The sequence below is a fragment of the Terriglobia bacterium genome, assembly GCA_020072645.1.
Lineage (GTDB): Bacteria > Acidobacteriota > Terriglobia > Terriglobales > Acidobacteriaceae > Angelobacter.
Window position 1 is genome coordinate 146,766 of sequence record JAIQGK010000009.1, and the last position, 19,712, is coordinate 166,477.

16 protein-coding genes are annotated in these 19,712 nt (G+C 54.5%); 8 read left to right on the plus strand and 8 right to left on the minus strand.

Annotated features, from left to right (window positions below; genetic code table 11):
* Window positions 1–54: 54 nt before the first annotated feature.
* A complete protein-coding gene (locus tag LAO76_14100) occupies window positions 55–1,926 on the plus strand; it encodes an ABC transporter ATP-binding protein/permease (GenBank protein ID MBZ5492060.1) in 1,872 nt (623 codons plus the stop codon).
* Between the two features lie 269 nt (window positions 1,927–2,195).
* On the opposite strand, the gene LAO76_14105 is transcribed toward LAO76_14100, so the two are convergent.
* Both LAO76_14105 and LAO76_14110 read right to left on the minus strand, forming a co-directional pair.
* Window positions 2,196–2,597, minus strand: coding sequence for a DUF1801 domain-containing protein (locus tag LAO76_14105; GenBank protein MBZ5492061.1), 402 nt, complete (start codon window positions 2,595–2,597; stop codon window positions 2,196–2,198).
* A gap of 49 nt (window positions 2,598–2,646) precedes the next feature.
* Window positions 2,647–3,648 (minus strand): proline iminopeptidase-family hydrolase, encoded by a 1,002-nt coding sequence (locus LAO76_14110; protein MBZ5492062.1) that lies wholly within the window; start codon window positions 3,646–3,648, stop codon window positions 2,647–2,649.
* Between the two features lie 118 nt (window positions 3,649–3,766).
* On the opposite strand from LAO76_14110, the gene LAO76_14115 reads away from it, so the two are divergent.
* The 5 genes from LAO76_14115 (at window position 3,767) to LAO76_14135 (ending at window position 9,182) form a co-directional block, all read left to right on the plus strand.
* A complete protein-coding gene (locus LAO76_14115; protein ID MBZ5492063.1) occupies window positions 3,767–4,666 on the plus strand; it encodes a hypothetical protein in 900 nt (299 codons plus the stop codon).
* A gap of 186 nt (window positions 4,667–4,852) precedes the next feature.
* Window positions 4,853–6,733, plus strand: a complete 1,881-nt coding sequence (locus LAO76_14120; protein MBZ5492064.1) for a VWA domain-containing protein — start codon at window positions 4,853–4,855, stop codon at window positions 6,731–6,733.
* An 84-nt stretch (window positions 6,734–6,817) separates the two neighbouring features.
* Window positions 6,818–7,537 (plus strand): histidine phosphatase family protein, encoded by a 720-nt coding sequence (locus LAO76_14125; protein MBZ5492065.1) that lies wholly within the window; start codon window positions 6,818–6,820, stop codon window positions 7,535–7,537.
* Between the two features lie 66 nt (window positions 7,538–7,603).
* A complete protein-coding gene (locus LAO76_14130) occupies window positions 7,604–8,701 on the plus strand; it encodes a phosphotransferase family protein (GenBank protein MBZ5492066.1) in 1,098 nt (365 codons plus the stop codon).
* A gap of 10 nt (window positions 8,702–8,711) precedes the next feature.
* On the plus strand, window positions 8,712–9,182 hold the full coding sequence (locus tag LAO76_14135) for a hypothetical protein (GenBank protein MBZ5492067.1): 471 nt from the start codon (window positions 8,712–8,714) through the stop codon (window positions 9,180–9,182).
* Here the strand turns inward: LAO76_14135 and LAO76_14140 are convergent.
* The 6 genes from LAO76_14140 to LAO76_14165 all read right to left on the minus strand — a co-directional run bounded on the left by LAO76_14140 (window position 9,173) and on the right by LAO76_14165 (window position 18,665).
* On the minus strand, window positions 9,173–9,640 hold the full coding sequence (locus LAO76_14140; GenBank protein MBZ5492068.1) for a MaoC family dehydratase: 468 nt from the start codon (window positions 9,638–9,640) through the stop codon (window positions 9,173–9,175). The genes LAO76_14135 and LAO76_14140 overlap by 10 nt on opposite strands.
* Window positions 9,641–9,784: 144 nt before the next feature.
* Window positions 9,785–11,392, minus strand: a complete 1,608-nt coding sequence (locus tag LAO76_14145) for a long-chain-fatty-acid--CoA ligase (protein MBZ5492069.1) — start codon at window positions 11,390–11,392, stop codon at window positions 9,785–9,787.
* Window positions 11,393–11,399: 7 nt separating this feature from the next.
* Window positions 11,400–12,191 (minus strand): SDR family oxidoreductase, encoded by a 792-nt coding sequence (locus tag LAO76_14150; GenBank protein MBZ5492070.1) that lies wholly within the window; start codon window positions 12,189–12,191, stop codon window positions 11,400–11,402.
* A gap of 34 nt (window positions 12,192–12,225) precedes the next feature.
* Window positions 12,226–13,908, minus strand: a complete 1,683-nt coding sequence (locus LAO76_14155) for a thiamine pyrophosphate-binding protein (GenBank protein ID MBZ5492071.1) — start codon at window positions 13,906–13,908, stop codon at window positions 12,226–12,228.
* A gap of 108 nt (window positions 13,909–14,016) precedes the next feature.
* Window positions 14,017–17,328: a TonB-dependent receptor gene (locus tag LAO76_14160; protein MBZ5492072.1), complete on the minus strand. Its 3,312-nt coding sequence runs from the start codon at window positions 17,326–17,328 to the stop codon at window positions 14,017–14,019.
* A gap of 479 nt (window positions 17,329–17,807) precedes the next feature.
* Window positions 17,808–18,665, minus strand: a complete 858-nt coding sequence (locus LAO76_14165; GenBank protein ID MBZ5492073.1) for an SDR family NAD(P)-dependent oxidoreductase — start codon at window positions 18,663–18,665, stop codon at window positions 17,808–17,810.
* 308 nt (window positions 18,666–18,973) lie between these two features.
* On the opposite strand from LAO76_14165, the gene LAO76_14170 reads away from it, so the two are divergent.
* Both LAO76_14170 and LAO76_14175 read left to right on the plus strand, forming a co-directional pair.
* On the plus strand, window positions 18,974–19,354 hold the full coding sequence (locus LAO76_14170; GenBank protein ID MBZ5492074.1) for an AhpC/TSA family protein: 381 nt from the start codon (window positions 18,974–18,976) through the stop codon (window positions 19,352–19,354).
* Window positions 19,355–19,424: 70 nt separating this feature from the next.
* Window positions 19,425–19,610 carry a hypothetical protein gene (locus LAO76_14175; protein MBZ5492075.1) on the plus strand — a complete coding sequence of 62 codons (186 nt, stop codon included), beginning with the start codon at window positions 19,425–19,427 and terminating at the stop codon, window positions 19,608–19,610.
* Window positions 19,611–19,712: the final 102 nt, after the last annotated feature.

The following is a 19,712-nucleotide window of genomic DNA, read 5'->3' on the forward strand; positions in this document are numbered from 1 at the left end:
AACTAGGCGTTCGCTACCTTACTCTCGTCCACTGGAAATTGGAGAACTCATCCCATGGGAAGCATGATTGGGGCCTTGCGGTCCTTCGGGCAGGATTCCTCCGTAATAAAACAAAAGGTCAAACGAGGGACCGCGAAGCGCACATTGGCATTCGCCGCGCCCTACACGTGGCTTCTCGGGCTGTTTCTTCTTGTTGTTATTGTCGCTGCTGGCATCGGCATCGCCAATCCTCTTATCTATCGCCAAATCATCAACAACGGCATACTTAAGGGAGACTCGTCTCTCATCATTCGACTCGCCGTGCTGGTCGCGTTGTTGGGCATCCTTGACGGAGCGCTGGGGATGGCGCAATCCTATCTATCATCAAAAATCGGCGCCGGCATCGTGCTCTCTCTCCGCGCGAAACTATTCGAGCATATCCAGAGGATGCCCCTGGCGTTTTTTACCCGAACGCAGACGGGTGCTCTGGTCAGCAGGCTCAATAACGATGTCGGGGGCGCTCGAACGGCATTTACTGACATTCTCTCCAATGTCGTGGGGAACGTGATCACCGTTGTACTGATCCTGGGCGCCATGTTCGTGCTTTCCTGGCGCATTACGCTGGCAGGGCTGGTTCTGCTTCCGTTGTTCGTTCTGCCCGCGCGGTTCTGGGGACGCAAGCTCCAAACCATTGCTCGCGAAAGCTACGATCTAACCGCCGCCATGAACAACCTGATGGTCGAGCGCTTCAATGTTGCCGGTGCGCTGCTCGCCAAACTCTTCGGCCACAGCCGAGACGAGCGCAAATCATTTGAAACCAAAGCTGCCCGCGTTTCCGATATCGGAATCAAACAGGCCCTCTATGGACGCCTTTTTCTCGCGGCCCTTCTTCTCATGGCCTCGTTTGCCACAGCACTTGCCTACGGATGGGGTGGGGTGCTGGCTGTCCAACACACGCTTGACGTGGGCACCGTGGTTGCCCTTGTGTCCTACCTGGCGCGCTTGTATGCCCCACTTCTAGGTCTTTCCAACATCCAGGTCAGCGTCATGACTGCGCTGGTCTCTTTCGAACGCGTATTCGAAGTCCTCGATCTTGCGCCGATGATCCAGGAAAAGCCCGGCGCTGTTGCGATTCCGGCCGGTCCGGCAAGAATCTCCTTCGTTCACGTCTCATTCCGCTACCCATCGGCAGCAGAGGTGTCACTTGCGTCACTTGAATCGATTGCCGTGTCCGACAAAAGACCGCTATCGACTGTGCTCAACGATCTAAACTTTACCGTTGAGCCAGGTCAATTAGTGGCTCTCGTGGGACCTTCAGGTGCGGGCAAGACGACGATTACGCATCTCATACCGCGTCTTTATGATGTTAAAAGCGGATCCATCAGCATTAACGATATCGATGTTCGCGATGCGAAGCTCGATTCTCTTCACCAGCGAATCGGCATGGTCACTCAGGACGCGCACATGTTCCATGACACCATTCGCGCAAACCTGTTGTACGCCAGGCCCGATGCCACTGACGAGCAGATCAAGCTAGCATTGCGCGACGCACAGATTTCAGGTCTTGTGGAATCGCTGCCGGAAGGCTTGGACACACTTGTTGGAGAAAGAGGTTATCGCTTCTCCGGCGGAGAGAAGCAGCGTCTGGCAATCGCGCGACTGCTTCTTAAGGCACCTGACATCGTCATTCTCGACGAAGCCACTGCCCATCTGGATTCTGAGTCTGAAGCCGCAATTCAACAAGCCCTTGAAGGGGCGCTGACCGGACGAACTTCGATTGTTATAGCTCACCGTTTGTCGACCATCGTCAAGGCCGATCAGATTTTGGTTATCCAAAATGGGAGCATCGTGCAGCGTGGCACCCACGCCGAACTATTGGGACAACAGGGAATCTACGCGGAGTTGTACCAGCGTCAGCTCTCTATGCCAGTCAATACACAGGCTTGATGACGCATAGTTGAATTGATCTGAAATACAAAAATCTGTCACCGACTTTGATGTACAACTTCGGCTAGTCCACAAATGCATGCCGCCACCGTCACCCTAGAACCTAATGATTTCAAGGACCAGCTAGTGTGGTGTCTCTGAAATAACTCGACGATGCATGCAATAAACAAAATCATTGTGGACCGCAGGCGCTCTCGGCTGCGCGGGGCAATTTTTTGGGCAAGCAAGTATCGGCCAAACCTTTGTAAAGGTATTTGTGAGACACCACACTAGCGCGCCCCCCTGCCGGCAACAGCCTTTTCCACCATCGCCTCCAGGACTTTTTGGTCCATGTCTGCAAGCTTCTTGATGTAGACGCAGCCTTTGCCTCTGGTGTGTTTGCCGAGTTTCGGCAGCAGGGCTTCAGCATCACCTAGCCCGTACAAGACTGTTGCGGCCTTGCGTGGAGAAAAAGCGACAACCGGCATGTCGCCTTCTCGCCCGCTGTCATACACGTAATGGTAGCTGCCGAAGCCTATGATGGACGGCCCCCACATCGTCGGCCTTTCGCCAGACGCTTTCTGCATTAACTTGACGAGCGCCTTGGCGTCCGCCCGCCGTCCCTCGTCGGTGATCGCATCGATAAACGCCGACACACTCAATTTGGTAGGTTTCGTTTTGTTGTCCGCCATTCATCCCTCCCTGCCGTTCCTTTACTGGCTCCCCCGCGCTGGTGGCTTCTCACTTCCCTTTCAAGAACTCCGACACTGTCTTGATGTACAAATTCGGCTGGTCCACAAACGCCAGGTGGCCCGACTGTGGCATGATCGCCAGCTTTGATCCGGCAATTTTTTCATGCATGGTGCGTGAGAGCCGGGGATTGGATTCATCGTGGTCGCCGCATATCAGCAGCGTTGGAACATGAATGCTGGAAAGCTTGTCCAGATATTCCACCGATTTCAAGTTGCCGTCGATGACAAACTCTCCATCAGAGCCCCACATCTCGCGGTAGAGGTCCCATGAGGTGCTGGTGTTTCCGGCAGCGGGATCGTAATTCGGGTCGGGACGCCGCTGATAAAGATATTGAAAGTAGCCATCGCCCCAGGCCAGCTTGGCGTAGTCGTCCGGATAGCGTCCCTTTTCCCAGTCCTTGCCTTTGTTGAAGAGTCCGGCTTTCTCCAAGGCTTCCAGCTTGGCCAGCGCTTCCGGCGGCATGCTGCGCTTTTCTTCGGCCAGCACTTTGTTCATCTCACTCGTGCTGTAAAACGTTCCGCCCAGCACCAGGTGCGTGAGGTTCTGCTGATACTTGAATGCATACGCCTGCGCCAGCACGCCGCCATAAGAATGTCCCATGAGGCTGATCTTGCCAAGATGCAGCGCCTGGCGGACGCTCTCCACGTCCTCCACCATATTTTCCACGGTGTACTGCGAAGCATCTTCCAGTTTTTCTGACCGGCCCGAACCGCGCTCGTCGATAAAGATAAGTTTGTTGCCCCGCGCCAGCGGCAGCAGGTAAGGCATTAGATAGTCGTGCGCAACGCCTGGACCGCCATGCACGATCATCAAAGGCGCACCCTGGCCGATGGTCTGGTAATAGATGAGCACGCCATTGGCATCGACATAACCTTCCTGGATCGGATAAATGTTGGAGGCCGTTGCAATGGGAGCTTTAGCCTTTTTCGTCTGGGCAAATGTTGTGATGGATAAAAGAATGACAACCAGCAACAAGATGGATTTTTTCATGCGGAAGATTATAGTTCCGCGTGTCAACCACACCAGATGATTGAAAACATTGGGTAAATACTTGCATCGGCAATCTTTGGAAAGGACTAAAATATAATCAAAGGACTGGGATACCTCTATGAAACGCCTACCGTCACTCATTATTCTGGGTACGCTTGCTGTTCTCATCTCTTCCCCACTCTATGCGCAGCGCGGAATGTCAGGTCGCGGCGGTGGTAGCGGTTTCTCCCGCGGCGGTGGCGGTTTTCGGTCCGCTCCTTCTGGCGGGTTCAGGTCAGCAGGCCCTTCGGGATTTAGCTCAGCCCCGCGCGGATTCAGGTCAGGTCCCGGCTTCAGCTCGTTTGGTCCGCGGACTCCCGGCCTTTCATCTTTCGCTCCATCACACCGGACATTTTCATCGCGGACCTTCTCGTCGCGGACTTTTTCATCCGCTGGGCACGTCTTTGTAAATCGTCCTTTTGTAAACCGTCCGTTCGGCTTTCACCATTTTCATAATCACCACTTTGGGTTTTTCAACGGCTGCTTTGGATGCTCACCATTCTTCTTCGGCGGCGGGCTCTTCCTTGGATCGCCTTTCTATCCCTACTATCCCAGCTTCTATGGCGACTACTACGGGGATGGCTACGGCGGCTATGGTCCTCCGGCACAGCAGCCAGTTGTCGTGAATTCAGACAACGGCAACAGCGCGGAGCTTGCAGCTCAAGTCCAGCAGCTTACCGACGAGGTTTCCGATCTGCGCAGCGAAGAAGACAGACGATATTACGAAGACCGGAACAGGGCCAGCGCGGGCGCAACCTTGTCCGCAAAGGAGCCAGCCGTAAGCACCATATTTGTTTTCCGCGATGGACGCCGCCTCTCGGCCAAGAGCTATGCTATCGCCGGCCAGACGTTGTGGGTCCTTAACGAACAGGCGGCGCGCAAATACCAGCTTGCCGACCTGGACGCCGCAGCAACAGAGCAAGCCAATGCCGCGAATGGTGTTGAATTTCATGTTCCGGCGCCTGCGACGAAACACTAGGTCTGGATTCCTACCTGAATCAGCCGAAGAGTCGGCCCTAAGGATGCGCATCTTTCTGTCCGTTGAGCGATCTCAAACCTGGTTCCTAGTCAGCAGCACTGGATTAAAGAAACATCGAATGAAATAGGTTCGGGGCAGTTATATTAATTCAAAGTTTAATGCAGCGCCTTTAGGGAGAAAGCTTTTATGAGCATTTCTATGCGGAATTTTGTTTCTTTCTTGTTTCTGCTGATGGCCTGTGCCGCAGTGCCTCTGGCACAGCAGTCCACGCCGCCTTCTCCTGGCGGATCCGCCAGCCCTGGCCCGGTAAATGCTGCTCCGGCTTCGGCCCAGTCACAATCAGAAGCTGTGGAAGGCACAGCCACCGTACTCAAAGTAAAGACCAGGCTGGTAATCGTGGATGTGATCGCACTCGACCACAAAGGCGCTCCTGTCACTGATCTGAAGGCTGACGATTTTACTGTGCAGGAAGAAAACCAGCCGCAAAAGATACGAGTCTTCAACTTTCAGCAGGGCCCGCAGGGACAACTAGCTGTATTGACTCCCGTCACGCTTTCGTCCAATCGCATTACGAATATGCCTCGATTCAAAACCAACAGCGCCTTGAACGTGCTCCTGCTGGATGGAATCAATGTAACCAACGTGAACCAGAAATATGCGCGCGAGGAAATGCTCAGGTTTCTGGAAAAGCTTCCCGCGGGCCAGCCTCTTGCGGTTTACGCCATGGGGGCCAAACTGCGAATGCTGCAAGATTTCACTGTTGATCCTGAATTGCTGAAAGAAGCCGTGAAGAAATCAAGGAGCAACGCATTGGGCGTTCGATCACAGAGCTCAAATGCACTTGATCTTCCACCGGGTTTTTTACAGCAATTGCCCGATCAGATGCTGCAGCAAATCCTTCGCTTTGGACAAGAGCAGGCCATCAACCAGATGGATGAACGCGTTCGCCTCACCATTGAACAACTGGGCGCCTTGGCCCGCAATCTTTCCGGCTATCCCGGACGCAAAAACCTTATCTGGGTTTCTGAGGCTTTTCCCGCTTACCTTTTCCCGCAAGACCCAGATCCCAGGGGCCGCAACAATTCCTCCGCCACCGCGCAACTGCCAAACATTGTGAGCTACCAGGCGCAGATCAACCATGCTGCTGACCTCTTGGCGAATGCACAGGTCGCCGTCTATCCCGTAGACGCAGGCGCGGTGGGCAATCGTGACGTATATTCCTCGCTCAGCAATACGGACAGCAATGGCAATTATCTGGGCAACAGCGCGCGTGGGGCCGTCCGCAATGGGATGGGAGGATCGGCGCAAGCCTCAGAGATCAGCAATGCTTCCGTGGATGCGATGAACTCACACTCCACCATGAATACAGTCGCTGATCAAACCGGCGGCAAAGCTTTCTACAACACCAACGATCTTAACAGGGCCATCCGCGACAGCATGGAGGATGGCTCAACCTACTACACTCTGGGCTACTATCCGGAAAACAAGAATTGGGACAGCCGCTTCCGCAGGATCTCCGTCAAGGTCGATCGACCAGGAGTTAAGCTGCATTACCGCCAGGGCTTCTACGCGGTTGAGCCCAAGGAATACGCCAAACAGGATCCCAAAATTCTTGCAATCGATATGGGAAGCGCGCTGGACATTAATAATCCAATCTCCACGGCGCTGCCGTTTCAGGCGATTGTGCTTCCGCCAACGGCGCAGAGTGGTAACAAAGTGCAGATCAATTATGGCGTGGACCCACACAGTATCGGGTTCGAACTGAAAGAAGATGGACTACAGCATGCTGCGGTGGATTGCGGCGTCCGCGCTTATTCCAAAACCGGCGAGTCAATAAAAATTCAGGGGAACACATTCAATGCCGCGCTTGCGCCTGAGCAATATCAGAGGGTAATGAAAGCGATCTTTCCCTGCAACCAGACCCTGGATCTTCCGCCAGGAGAATATTTGCTGCGGCTGGCCGTGCGCGATACGAACAACGGACTCATCGGCACCGCCAATGGCAGCGCCACGGTACCGGCGGCGGGCGCAAGTTCGCAGGCCAATCCGGAGGGAAAAAAGCCTTAGCGCAGTGGAGAATCGCTTGCTGCTCCGTGCTCGCGTGGAGGCAGCGTGCATGATATCCTCGGCTTTCGAGCTTTCAATTTCTTAATGAGCAGACTTTTCCTGGTCCGGCACGGCCAAGCATCCTTTCTTGAGCGCAATTATGACAAGCTTTCCGCCAAGGGCGAAGAGCAGAGCCGCGTGCTGGGCGACTATTGGGCCGGATTGCAGCTTGGCTTTGACCGCGTGTATTCAGGGCCGCGAGTGCGGCAGCGGGAGACGGCGCGCCTGGTGGGTGAAGCTTACAAACGCGCTGGGCTTCCCTGGCCCGAACCGGTCGTGCTGCCGGAATTCGATGAGTTCCAGGCTGAGGCGGTGCTGGAACGGTCATTGCCGGAGTTGATTGAAAGCGATGCCGACATCCGCAGAATGCACCAGGCCTTTAAAGATTCACAAACGCGCCCGGAGCAGTTCAAAACATTCCAGCAGATCTTTGAAGTAGTGATCGGGCGGTGGGCAGGTGGAGAACTGCCGCTGGAAGGGATTGAGCCGTGGACAGATTTCAGCGCGCGCGTGCAGCGCGCACTGGCCAAGTTCCCTGAGAATGGAAATCGCGGGCAGCGCATCGCCATCTTCAGCTCCGGCGGACCGGTGGGCGTGGCCATGCAGCGGGCGCTGGATCTTTCCACTGAGGCCACATTGAAAGCTGCGTGGATGGTGCGCAATTGCTCTTATAGCGAGTTTCTCTTCTCCGCCGGACGGTTTACTCTAAGCTCGTATAATGCTACTCCGCACTTTACTGATCCGGAGTTTCTCACGCATCGGTAAAGCAAGCGGGATTGCCCGCTGCGAAATCAGCGGAACGTGAATCAGTGAAGCAAGGAACTGGCGACAATGTCAGCCGAAGCCACAAAACATTTCTCTGTTGCCGAGGAGTTACAGGACAGCACAAAGGCCGTCCGCCAGGGTGAGGAGTTGGACCTCGCCAAGCTGGAACCATTTCTTCGCAGCCATTTTCCTAATCTCGGCGGCGAGTTGGTGGTAAAGCAGTTTCCCAGCGGCCATTCCAATCTCACGTATTCCATCGCACTGGGCGAAAAAGAAATGGTGTTGCGGCGTCCGCCCTTCGGCAGCAAGGTGAAATCGGCGCATGATATGGGGCGCGAATACAATGTGCTGGCGAAGCTGCACTCCGCTTATCCTACGCCGCGCCCACTGCTTTATTGCACTGACGATTCCGTGCTGGGCGCACCCTTTTATGTGATGGAGCGCGTGCGCGGGCTGATACTGCGCCGCAACCTGCCGGACGGCTTGACGCTGCCGCATGAGACAGCAAGAAAGCTCAGCGAATCTTTTATCGACAATCTGGCGGCGCTGCATGGCCTGGATTACACGGCGCTTGGTCTGGGTGGGTTAGGCAAACCGCAAGGCTATCTGGAGCGGCAAGTACGCGGCTGGATGGAGCGCTATCACGGGTCGAAAACACACGATCTGTCCGAAGTAGAACCGCTTTCCGCATGGTTGCGGGAACACATGCCCGCGCGAAGCGGCGCAACGCTGATCCATAACGATTACAAGTACGACAACATGGTGCTTGATCCCACGGACATTACCCGGATCAAAGCTGTACTGGATTGGGAGATGTGCACGCTGGGCGATCCGCTCACTGATCTGGGTACCGCGCTGGCCTATTGGATTGACCCCGACGATCCTCCGGAAATGCAGATGGTGCGCTGGGGGCCAACGATTGTCCCAGGAATGCTGCGCCGCGCCGAGTTGGCGCAACGCTACGCGGAGAAGACGGGGCGCGATCTATCTGACATCGTGTTCTATTATGTGTTCGCCATGTTCAAGGTGGCAGTAATCATTCAGCAGATTTATTACCGCTATTTTCACGGCATGACAAAGGACGAGCGCTTCGCGTCTTTGGGTGAGGTGGCGAAGACGCTAATGAGGGTGGGGCTGAACACTTCAAAGAAAGATCGCATTTAGCGGGGGCTTCGTGACCGATCCAGAATTTAAAGAATACCTCCACGAAAGTGTTCACGAGCTAATCGATCTGAACCATGCGTACCATGAAGAATTCAAGATTGGGAACTACGCACGATGGGATTATGATTTCGACAAGGCAATCCTAACATTCTCCAATGAAGGAGTTCCGTATGTAGTCGCGGACATACAAGCAGTAGGCACAATTGCTCATGCATCGAAAAGCTGGCTCTGGTCATGGAATAACGAGAGCATTCCCGAGCATGTGAAAAGTTCAATATCGGCTGTACGAGAATTTGGGGAGTCACACAAAATATTGAAATTGACCGAGGATTATTGGGCGGCTTCCGAAGAAGATGGATGGGAAATGTCCGCTGTCGCCAATCGAATTCTCGGTGGCAAAGGTGTTTATCGCTGTCCTGACGATCGTGGCTTTGTGTTTTTTGTCTTGACCAACATCTCGGTCGTTCGAAATCACCGGTAATACCTCACTACCCACTCCGCCACGCAACACGGCTTCTCTCCACCTTCAACTTCCACGGTCGCGTTAAACAGCGCTTCCATCCCGTCGGGAGGTACATCTTTCAATGATTGAAGTACGATGCGGGCGCGAATATTTGATCCGGCGCGTACCGGCGAGACAAAGCGCACGCGATTCATCCCGTAGTTCACTCCCAGACGAACGCCCTGTTTGATTTCCAGCGCCTGATGCATGAAGTGTGGGAGCAGTGACAATGTGAGAAAGCCGTGAGCAATCGGCGCTTTGAAAGGTGACTCGCGGCGTGCGCGGTCAACGTCCACGTGGATCCATTGATGGTCGAGCGTGGCGTCGGCGAATTGCTGGATTCGTTCTTGCGTAATGTTGAACCAGTCAGTGACGGCAATTTCCTGACCGATGAGATCTTTGAGAGCTTCGGGAGCATCGAGTGTGCGTTTGGGCATATTTTTATGTAATCCCGAGCGTAGCGAGGGAACCCTATGATCTTGTTGATCACCAAAATTAAACGAAGATGCGATCAGAAGCTCATGCTGTCCCATACAGCATCGGAACAATAGGGGGCCCTCGCTGCGCTCGGGACGAAAATCTTATTTCTTCGTCGCCAGCTCCGGACGAATGCTCTCCGTGCCTGACCAGTATTTTTTGCGCAGTTCTTTCTTGAGCACTTTGCCGGTCCCGGTCCGCGGCAGTGTCTCCAAAAATTCAACTGTGCGCGGACACTTATAGTGCGTAAGGTGGCTGCGGCAAAACTCCAGTATTTCAGCCTCTGTCGCGCTAACGCCCGGCTTCATTACGACTAGCGCCTTCGGCACCTCGCCCCAGCGCTCGTCGGGAACAGGAATCACGGCCACTTCATAAATTCCGGGGTGCGCCAGCAGCGCCTTCTCCACTTCGAGCGACGAAATATTTTCACCGCCGCTCACAATGATGTCTTTCTTGCGATCGACAATCAGGGCATAGCCGTTTTCGTCCATGGTGGCCATGTCACCGGTATGGAACCAGCCATTGCGCATTACTTGCGCGGTGGCTTCCGGCTGCTTCCAGTAGCCGGCCATTACACCATCACTGCGGGCAACAATCTCACCAATACTTTTGCCGTCGCGCGGGACGTCGTTATCATCAGGATCCACAACGCGGATCTCAACTCCGGGAATTGCGTGACCGGTGCTTGCCTGCTTCTCATAACGGACGCGGCCTTCCCAATCGAGCCCGGCTTTCATACGCGCCGTGGTCAAGACGGGAGCGGTTTCCGTGAGACCGTAGCCGGAATAGCAGGCGCATCCCAGCTTCTCCTCCACTTCACGGACTAGCGTGGGAGACGATGCCGCGCCACCCAGGCTCATGCGCTCCAAGCTTTTCAAATTGAACTTGGGCCGCTCAGGACAGTTGACCAGTGCGGTTGCCATGGCCGGAACCACGCTCAAGGACTGCACACCTTCACGCTCGATCTGTCGAAAGACTTCCGTGGTCTCAAATTTGCGCATCATCACATGCTTGCCACCGACGTAAGTGAGTGAATGTGCCACGCCCCAGCCATTGGCGTGGAACAATGGAATGGTGTGCAGCTCCACCGATTCACTTTTGCTTCCAAAGGCGATCGCGACATTGAGTGCGTGAAGGTAGATGTTGCGGTGCGTGAGCATCACGCCCTTGGGATTGGCGCTGGTGCCGCTGGTATAGAACAGTTCGGCCACGGAGTTCTCGTCGATCTGCATCACGTCCGCACGATAGGGCGTGGCGGCGGCGAGCATCTCCTCATAATTCTTCGCGGACATCCAGGGCTGGTTGGGTTTGAAGTCTAGTGGGACAAAATGTTTTACCGACTTGAGATCTTTGCGGAACGACTCAACCAGCGGGATAAATTGCTCCTCAAAGAAAAGCACATCCGCTTCTGAATCGTTAAGAATGTATGCCAGTTCCTGCGAAGCCAAACGAATGTTGAGCGGAAGCAGAATGCCGCCGGCCTCGACGACGCCATAATAACCCTCAAGCAGGCGATGACAATTTGCTCCCAAAAAGGCAACGCGTTCACCGGCCTTGATGGCCAGAGATCGCAATGCTCCCGCTTGGCGGGCGGTGCGGTCAGAAAATTGAGCATATGTGAATCGCTGTTCGCCACAGACGACAGCCGTGCGCCGGGGAAATTGCTGGCTGGAATAACGCAAAAACCTGATTGGAGTAAGAGGAATAATCATAATGACCTCAGGCGGACTGGCCTCCATCCACCACCAGCACGTGGCCGTTAACGTAGGCAGAAGCGTCCGAAGCGAGAAAGACAGCTGCGCCTTTCAAGTCGTGATCGGAACCAAAGCGTCGCGCAGGAATGTGGCTGAGCAGGTAATCGCGCTTGTATTCAATGACTTTGTCAGACATGTGCGTAGGGAACCATCCCGGCGCAATCGCATTGACTTGGATATTATGCCGCGCCCACTTGACCGCAAGATCGTGGGTAAAGGAAATTACTCCGCCCTTGCTGGCATGGTAAGCAATTGCCTCCACCGTTTCAGGCGGCGCGCCCCGGATGCCCGCAACAGACGCCATATTGATAATCTTACCGCTTTGCTGCTTCAACATGACTTTACCCGCGGCCTGGGCGCAGAGAAATGTTCCCGTCAGGTTGGTTTCGATCACCTTGTTCCACTCAGCCAGAGTCATCTTTTCCGTGGGAGCGCCCCATGATATGCCTGCGTTATTAACGAGGATGTCGATACGCTTGAACTCGGCCATCGTACCGGCGATCAGTTGTTCAACGCTGGCCTGGTCTTTTACGTCGCAAGCCATTGCCACGGCGCGAACGCCAATTTTTTCCATGTCGTGCGCGGCCTGTTCACAGCGTTCTTTCTTGCGCGCGCACAGAACCAGATTCGCGCCCATTTCAGCCAGAGCTTCGGCCATCTGACGGCCCAGCCCAATCGATCCGCCGGTGATAATGGCGACCCGTCCCTTCAGATCGAAAAGTTGTTTTACGCTCTTGTGGGCTGGCTGGTCGGACATGGGCGATCTGTCTCCTTGAAGGTGATCAAATGTGCTATGAACTTTTCTGGGCGATACCGGTTGGGCGTGGAATAGCGCCAACCGCCCACGGCGCATTCAATTGAGTGTGCCACTCCAGCAAAGCAGGACCGGGTGCGCTAAGCCACTGCGGCATGCGCTGCTGCAGAGCGTCAATCGACGTGATGCGTTCTGCACGGATGCCATAAGCTTCTGCCACGCGGCAAAAATCCGGGTTCTTTAATGCGACTTCGTGTGTCTGGCCAAACATGGTCCGCTGCAAGAATGCGATCACACCGTACGAGTCATCGTTGACAAGAAGTATTTTGACGGGAAGATCATATTGCGCCAGAGTGGCCAGTTCATGCTGCGTATATTGGAAGCCACCATCGCCGGCGATGCAGACGATCTTGCGCTGTTCACCAGATCGCTTGACAGCACAAGCCGCGCCAATGGCCGCAGGCAGAGCATAGCCCAGTGTCCCAGATCCAGAAGGATAGAGGAAAGTTCCCGGCCCCAAGACAGGAAAGAAAGCCGACGCCCAATAGTTGAGAATCGATTGATCGTTGACCAGCACATCATCACGATGCATGGCAGTGCGAATGAGCTTAAGGGCAGCATAGCTATCCTGCCCCAGCGCCTCCAGCCGTTGTGATTCGCTTGCCTTGATGGCTGCGATATCACACCACGGAATACGCTTCGGCGCGCTCTGGGCAAAGGTCTGCGCGATCTCAGCAGCTTTTCCAACAATCTTGCTGGAAGGAATCCTATCTCCGGCGTAATGAACGTCCTCGATAACCTGAATGTGCTTTGGCGGAAGTTGCAGGCCGAAGCGGCCGGTATCGAACTCCGTAAGACGCGCTCCAAAAGAAATGAGGAGATCGCTTTGCGCCAAGACTTCCTGGACCGCACCAAGCCGGGAGATGCAGCCCAGTGAAAGCGGATGATCGCCGGGAAACATTCCCTTCCCGCTGGTGGTGGTGAAGACCGGGCATTGAAGAAGTTCAGCAAACTGGCGGACTGCGGCTGCGCTATCGCGAACGCCTGCGCCAATGAGAATTGTTGGCGTGCCGCTTCCAGCAATTTGTCGGCGAGCGTCTTCTATCTCTTGAGACGGCGGAGATGGATGCGAATCTGAGTTTTGCTGCGCGGGCTTTGATAAATCCGCGCTTACAGTAGCAAGAAAGAAATCGTGTGGTATTTCGATGAACGCTGGTCCCGGCAAAGGTCCGTGGAGGATGGCTACCGCTTCGGCGATCGTATCCATCAGAGCATCAGGGCTGGCCACCCGCCGCGCAAAGCGAGTGAGAGGACGGATGATCTCCAGTTGGTCCGGAGTCTCATGCAGCGCTCCGCCGGTCTTGCCCAGCATAGAAGATGCGATATTGGTGCCGATGAGAAGGACGGGAATGTTGTTCTGCAAACTTTCCAGCAGCGGCACCAGCGTGAACAGGTTTCCGGGACCGGTGGAAGCGAATATTGCGGCTATCTGCCCACTGCGGCGATAGAAACCGTCCGCGGCATAGCCGGCAGCTTGTTCATGACGAACGACCCAATGATGAAATTCGGCAGTCTGCCGCAGCGCTTCATACACAGCAATATTGTGAATGCTGGGAATACCAAAGCCTGCGGTAATGCCATGCCGGACCAAAGCAGAGACCACGGCTTGCGCGCCGGAGATCTGGCTCAAATGCGGCGTGGTTGGGGAAGCAACAGACATTGGCGCTAAAAAATCGCGATGATTCAATTACTACCTAAGCAATAGATAATTTGTGGCTAAAGAGAAAACGACGGAGGCAATCATCGCCTCCGTCGTCCAGGTTAAGAGCTAGAAGCCGATGCGAATACCAAGTTGCAACTGGCGCATCGGGAAAGCCGAAGTGAAGCCCAAAGGCGTGCTGGGTGAAACCGTATTGGTGCCGCTTACGTTGAAGGTGTTTCCGATCACTTTTGGCCCCACAATGTTGTTCACGCTGGCATAGTTGGTGCGGTTCGCCAGATTGAAGCCTTCAGCCAGCAGCTGCAGATCAGCCCGGTCGCCCATTTTGAAGCGGCGGGTGATGCGCATATCAAAGTCCATGTAATCAGGCCCCAGACCGGTATTGCGCGCAGCTCCGATAGGACGATCATTGGTCGAGTGGCGATCGCCATTCAGGTCAGCGCCGGCCAGAAGATCAAAGGGGTGACCGCTGTTGTAGCGGAAGATGGGTGCGAACTGGAAGTTGGAGAAAATGTGTCCACCGGAATTGCCGGTATCCACAACTGTGGCGATGGTGACCTTATGGCGCTGATCAAAGTTTGACAAGGCGCGCTCGGCCGACAGGTTGGTGTTATCGAACGGACCGAAGTCGCTGTTGAAGTCGGTTGTGGTATCAAAGGCCTTGCTCAGCGTGTAATTTGCCAGCACGGAGAAGTGCTGGCTGAAACGCTTCTTCACTTCAAGGATGGCACCCTCATAAAGAGCGGCCCCCTTGGAAGAATAAACATCATTCTGGAGCAACAGCGGATTAGCAAAGCAATTGACGATGAGGGCCCCAGCGCATCCGGGCGAGCTCCAGGAACGGATTGGCACTGTGACGCCAGGCAGCCCTGTGAGTCCGATCGGTGCGTTGACAATAGGCGTCGTCGGAAGAGCATTGGTGTCAATGGCGACCGGCAACCCAATGGTATGAACGTAAATGCCGCTCAGCGAAGCAGACCAGCCCTTGGCAATTTCACGCTCAATGCCAAATTCAGCTTGTTGGGAATACGGGTTCTGGTAGTTCGGCTGGCCGCTGAACAGAACACTCAACGGGGGAACCGGTCCGGTATGCGTGACGTTGATGCCGAATTGGGTCAGGTCCGCCGGTGTGATGCAGGCCGCGTTACCCGCAGCAGGCGTGGTGCACTGGACCTTACCCTGGGCAAACAAGGTCTGGAAGATCGCGGCTGAAGTCAGAGCCGGATTGCCAGGAGCACCGGTAAGCGGCACAAACGTCTGCGCGATCTGACGAACACCGTTTACTAATCCCAGAGTCTGAACTACGTCAGCAATCTGCCCGTAAATTGGGGAATAGAAGATGCCGTAGCCTGCACGAATAACAGTCTTATGATCCTTGAATGGATCCCAGGCAAATGAGAGGCGAGGCGCAAAGTTGTTTTTGTCCGTGTTCAAGGCGCCGTATTGCGAATCCAACTCATAACGCACACCAACATTTAGAGTGAAATTAGGCGCCATCTGCCATTGGTCCTGCACAAACGCAGCGGTGAATGGGCGTGGGTAGTTATAGATCGGATCTCCGAATCCCTGTTGATAGAACTGCGGCAACCCCAGCGAAACCGACTGGATCGAGTTAATGGTGGCTGGAGCGGCAGACAGTCCGCAAGCGGCTGGAACCTGGAGGCACGGGCTTAAAATCCCGCCGGGCAGGTTGCCAAACACAAAACGGCCGGGGAAGAAAGTATGGGACTCAGTGTGATTGCCGCGATAGAGTTCGTATCCGCCAAACTTGATGTTGTGTTTGCCGCGAACCAGGCTCATGTTATCGGCAAACTCATAACGCCGCATGATGGTAAAACTGGGGATAAATATCTGGTTACCAAGATTGGCGAAGCCTGGGATATCGAGTCCAACCTGACCGAGAGCGTTCGGGTTCACGTCAAAGTTGGAATAATTCCACTGAACACGGGCCTCATTCAATGTGCTGGGGCTGAACTGGTGGAACCATGAACCCAGCAGCGTGTGATCAAAAGCTTTCACGGAGCTGCCGCGGGAAAAGCCGGTGAGCGAGGTTACATCAGGGTTCTCTTCCAGATCATGTCCGAAGCTGTAACGCAGTGCGACCTGGTTGTGATCGCTGAACTGGTGGTCCAACCGAGTCGAAGCCAGATAAAGACGATTGGTATAAGGGAACAAGCCACCGTTCGTTTCAAACTGGTTGACAATGTACGCATTGAGCGGACTGGTAGCGGGATTGATGGTCAAGACATTATTCAAAATGGCAGCACATGTTGCCGCAGGCAACGCCGGTTGGCCAGTCAGGCATGGAACCGACGGGTTGCCAGGAAGAGTCGCCAAACCACTTAGGATCGCGCCCTGGTTGTTGAATACATCCGTTTCAGGCCGGAAGATGCTGGTATCGGTCAGTAGCGGCACAGCGTTTTGCGAATCACCAAGAAGACCCTCAAAAGAGCTGTAGAGGAAAGTCTTGTCCTTTTTTAAGGGGAAGCCGATTGCGCCACCGAATTGCTCGCGAGTAAGGCTGTCCTTAACGTGGGTACCTTGAACGTCGGGGGCTGCAGGATTGAAAGTCTGGCCGGGCGCCAAAGCCTGGCTGATCGAGAAAGGATTGGCTGCGTCGAGCGCGTCATTGCGGAAATAGCCGAAGAGGCTGCCGTGAACCTCATTGCCGCCGGACTTGGTGACGATGTTGATCGTCGCGCCGCTGGCACCGCCGAGATCGGCTCCGTAATTGCTGCGGTTGATCTGAAATTCCTGCACGGCGTCCTGGCTCATGTTCAGGCGCACGCCGCCGGAATCATCATTCACTTCGCCGCCATCGACCGTAACACTATTGCCGCGGCCGTTGCTGCCGTAGAATGACAGTCCGCTTTGCGGCGTTTGTTTAACGCGGTAATCCTGATCAGAGGCCAACCGCGTGGAATCAGAGACAGCGGGCGCCAGCAGCGTAAAGGTCAGATAATCGCGGCGATTGATCGGCAGATCGCGGATGGTCTGCTCTGTGACCACATTGGCTTGCGCGCCTCTCTCGGTTTCCACGACTGGCGGCTCAGCAGTTACTTCCACCTGCTCAGAAACCTGCGATACCTTCATGGGAAAATCGACGGTTGATGTCTGGCCGACGTTCACCACTACATTCTTTGCCAGTTCCGACTGGAAGCCTGTTTTCGCGACACTGAGACTGTATGTGGCCGGCTGCAGTCCCGTCAGGCGATATTGGCCGTTGGCATCGGTGGCCACCGTGTGCTTGATTCCTTTGGCAAGATCGGTGGCCGTTACGTTGGCGCCGGTAACAACAGCGCCGGACGGATCTGTAACCGTTCCCCGGATGTCACCCGAGGCGCCGACACCCTGCGCAAAGACCATGCCGGTAAGCAGCAAGGACGCAAGAAAGATTTTCAACAATTGGATAAACCGCATAAACCCTCCCAGGTAGCAGTGGCGAAGCGTGAGGAAATTATCTGGCGCTGTCGTCCGATGGAGTCGGGCGGAAAGGCCAGTGAAAACGTGAATGAGTGCTCATTCATGAAATGAATAGTTCTTCTATCCTTTAATGGCTCAGTATTATGCCACATGATTGCGCCGGACGCAGTCTCCAAAAACCAAACTTTGATTGCATCTCGCCCATAGACGCACACCTTGAAACCGTCCGGGCCATTGGGCCAAAAATTGGGACGCGAAAAATTAGTCAGGGACACTTTATGGCAAAAATCCTGTTGCTACATCAGATTTCTTGCCGCATGAACCAGCAAACGCAATTATCCATCAATAGAAAATAGGGCGATGAATTATGTCTCGCGGGGAAGGAATTGTCAAAAGCAGGAATGAGTTCTCATGTTTTCCGAAAGCGCAATTCGAACCCGATTTTGACCATTCCTTCCTGACTTCTTTCCCGCCGATCAAACCGCTTTCGACGCGCCGGCAGCAGCCTGTGACTTTGGCCCTCTGCGCTTCTCCAGAAAACTGGCAAACATGGCGCTGGCGCGCGAGGGGAAAAGGCGCTGGATCCGATCAATGCGATAAGCGTCCGAGCCGATCAGAACGCGGTTCTTGTTTCCCAGAATTCCCTTGATGATCACGCGCGACGCTTCTTCCGGCGGAATGGTCGCTACTTTCTTGAAGTACTCTTCTGCTTCCTGGCGAGCCGCCGAGGTCACACCACTTCCGGCACGAGCACTATTTGCAATCGGCGTGGCAATACCAGCAGGGTGCACTGACGTTACTTTGATAGAGCTGGTGGCACGCAGCTCTTCACGCAGTGATTGACTGAACCCATGGACCGCAAACTTACTGGCAGCGTATGCGGTCTGTCCGGGCGGTCCGATCAAGCCAAAGATGCTGGAGAGGTTCACGATGTGCGCATCACTCTCACGCTGAAGCAACGGCGTAAAGAACTTGCAGCCGTGCACCACCCCCCAAAAGTTGATGCCGATCAGCCACTGCATATCTTCCAATGACACTTCTGCCAGAGTGCCCATTAGCGCCACACCGGCATTATTGATTAACAAGGATGCGCGGCCAAAGTCGCGTTGCACGGCTTGGGCGAAGGCCTCAACCGCGGGCGCTTTGGAAACGTCCACCGTGTATGTGCGCGCCGGAGCACTGCCCAGCAGAGCGCGCGTTTCTTCCAGACCGGCAACGTTGACGTCGGCCAGCGCGAGCTGTGCGCCCATTTTCGCCAGATCAACGGCCAGGGCGCGGCCGATTCCTGACGCCGCTCCGGTTACAACTGCAACCGCACCTTTAATTTCACGCATAGGCGGAAAAGAATAGCAAAATTCGAGATTTAAAATTCGAAATTTTAAATTTGATATCTAAAGTCTTTCGCATCACTGTTGTTTCTTTAGTTCGTCCTCAGTTTCAACAATGCAGCTTGACAGCCTGCCATCCGGGCAAGAGAATGTCCGGCATGGCTGAATCATTCAGCAGCAAGCTCGCCGGAATAACGCTCCCCGACGCCGACGGCAAGCCAACGCGGCTCGGATCGTTGTGGGAAACCGGACCCGCCGTGGTGGTCTTTCTTCGTCATTACGGTTGAATCTTCTGCGGAGAGCATGTCGCGCAGTTGCGCGAATTTGAAGCCGAGTTCAAACGTAAGGGAGCCCATCTTGCTGTTGTAGGCCTGGGCGATGCCAGCTATGCCAAGTTCTTCCGCGAGAAAACCGGCATCCAGTTCCCTCTTCTGATTGATGACAAGCGTGAAGCCTATAAAACCGTTGGCCTGCGTCACGCTACACTGCTCCACCTTCTGCGCAAAGACAATTTACAGGCACGCAAACGGGCCAAAGCAGCAGGACACAAACAGCATCGCCTGGGAAAAGATCCGTTGCAGCTTGGGGGCAGCTTTGTGTTTGCGCCGGGGAACAAAGACCTGTTCGTCCATGTGAGTGAAACTTTTGGCGACAACGCGAACCCAAAAGACATGCTGGAGGCAATTCTGGGATAACATGTATGTGGTAATTCGCAAAAAATTCCGCGTGATGCTAGAATCCACGGCGTAAGGAGCGTCGTAAAACATGGCCATTCGAGTTACCACAGGTGGATTGCAACACATTACCAAAGAACAAATCGAAAAGATCGAAAACAAACTTCTTCAAGCTGTCGTAAGCGAAATCGGCCCGGAACATGCGCTTAAACCAGACTGGACTCAAATTACATTCTCAAGAGTTGGTCCATCTCACCCACCCCCAGTAAAAAAGTAAGTTCAGGTTAGAATAGATTTTGCTGCCAACACTTCTAACATGGGAGAACGTCTTCTTATGCGTGGAATCAGCTAAATTATACCCAGCCCTTAGGGTTGCAGT

Excerpts from the sequence above, each read along its gene's own strand:
- LAO76_14120 (MBZ5492064.1), top strand. The coding sequence starts at position 4,853 with ATGAGCATTTCTATGCGGAATTTTGTTTCTTTCTTGTTTCTGCTGATG.
- LAO76_14175 (MBZ5492075.1), top strand. The coding sequence starts at position 19,425 with ATGGCCATTCGAGTTACCACAGGTGGATTGCAACACATTACCAAAGAA.
- LAO76_14125 (MBZ5492065.1), top strand. The coding sequence starts at position 6,818 with ATGAGCAGACTTTTCCTGGTCCGGCACGGCCAAGCATCCTTTCTTGAG.
- LAO76_14160 (MBZ5492072.1), bottom strand. The coding sequence starts at position 17,328 with ATGCGGTTTATCCAATTGTTGAAAATCTTTCTTGCGTCCTTGCTGCTT.
- LAO76_14150 (MBZ5492070.1), bottom strand. The coding sequence starts at position 12,191 with ATGTCCGACCAGCCAGCCCACAAGAGCGTAAAACAACTTTTCGATCTG.
- LAO76_14165 (MBZ5492073.1), bottom strand. The coding sequence starts at position 18,665 with ATGCGTGAAATTAAAGGTGCGGTTGCAGTTGTAACCGGAGCGGCGTCA.
- LAO76_14130 (MBZ5492066.1), top strand. The coding sequence starts at position 7,604 with ATGTCAGCCGAAGCCACAAAACATTTCTCTGTTGCCGAGGAGTTACAG.
- LAO76_14100 (MBZ5492060.1), top strand. The coding sequence starts at position 55 with ATGGGAAGCATGATTGGGGCCTTGCGGTCCTTCGGGCAGGATTCCTCC.
- LAO76_14140 (MBZ5492068.1), bottom strand. The coding sequence starts at position 9,640 with ATGCCCAAACGCACACTCGATGCTCCCGAAGCTCTCAAAGATCTCATC.
- LAO76_14145 (MBZ5492069.1), bottom strand. The coding sequence starts at position 11,392 with ATGATTATTCCTCTTACTCCAATCAGGTTTTTGCGTTATTCCAGCCAG.
- LAO76_14110 (MBZ5492062.1), bottom strand. The coding sequence starts at position 3,648 with ATGAAAAAATCCATCTTGTTGCTGGTTGTCATTCTTTTATCCATCACA.
- LAO76_14105 (MBZ5492061.1), bottom strand. The coding sequence starts at position 2,597 with ATGGCGGACAACAAAACGAAACCTACCAAATTGAGTGTGTCGGCGTTT.
- LAO76_14155 (MBZ5492071.1), bottom strand. The coding sequence starts at position 13,908 with ATGTCTGTTGCTTCCCCAACCACGCCGCATTTGAGCCAGATCTCCGGC.
- LAO76_14115 (MBZ5492063.1), top strand. The coding sequence starts at position 3,767 with ATGAAACGCCTACCGTCACTCATTATTCTGGGTACGCTTGCTGTTCTC.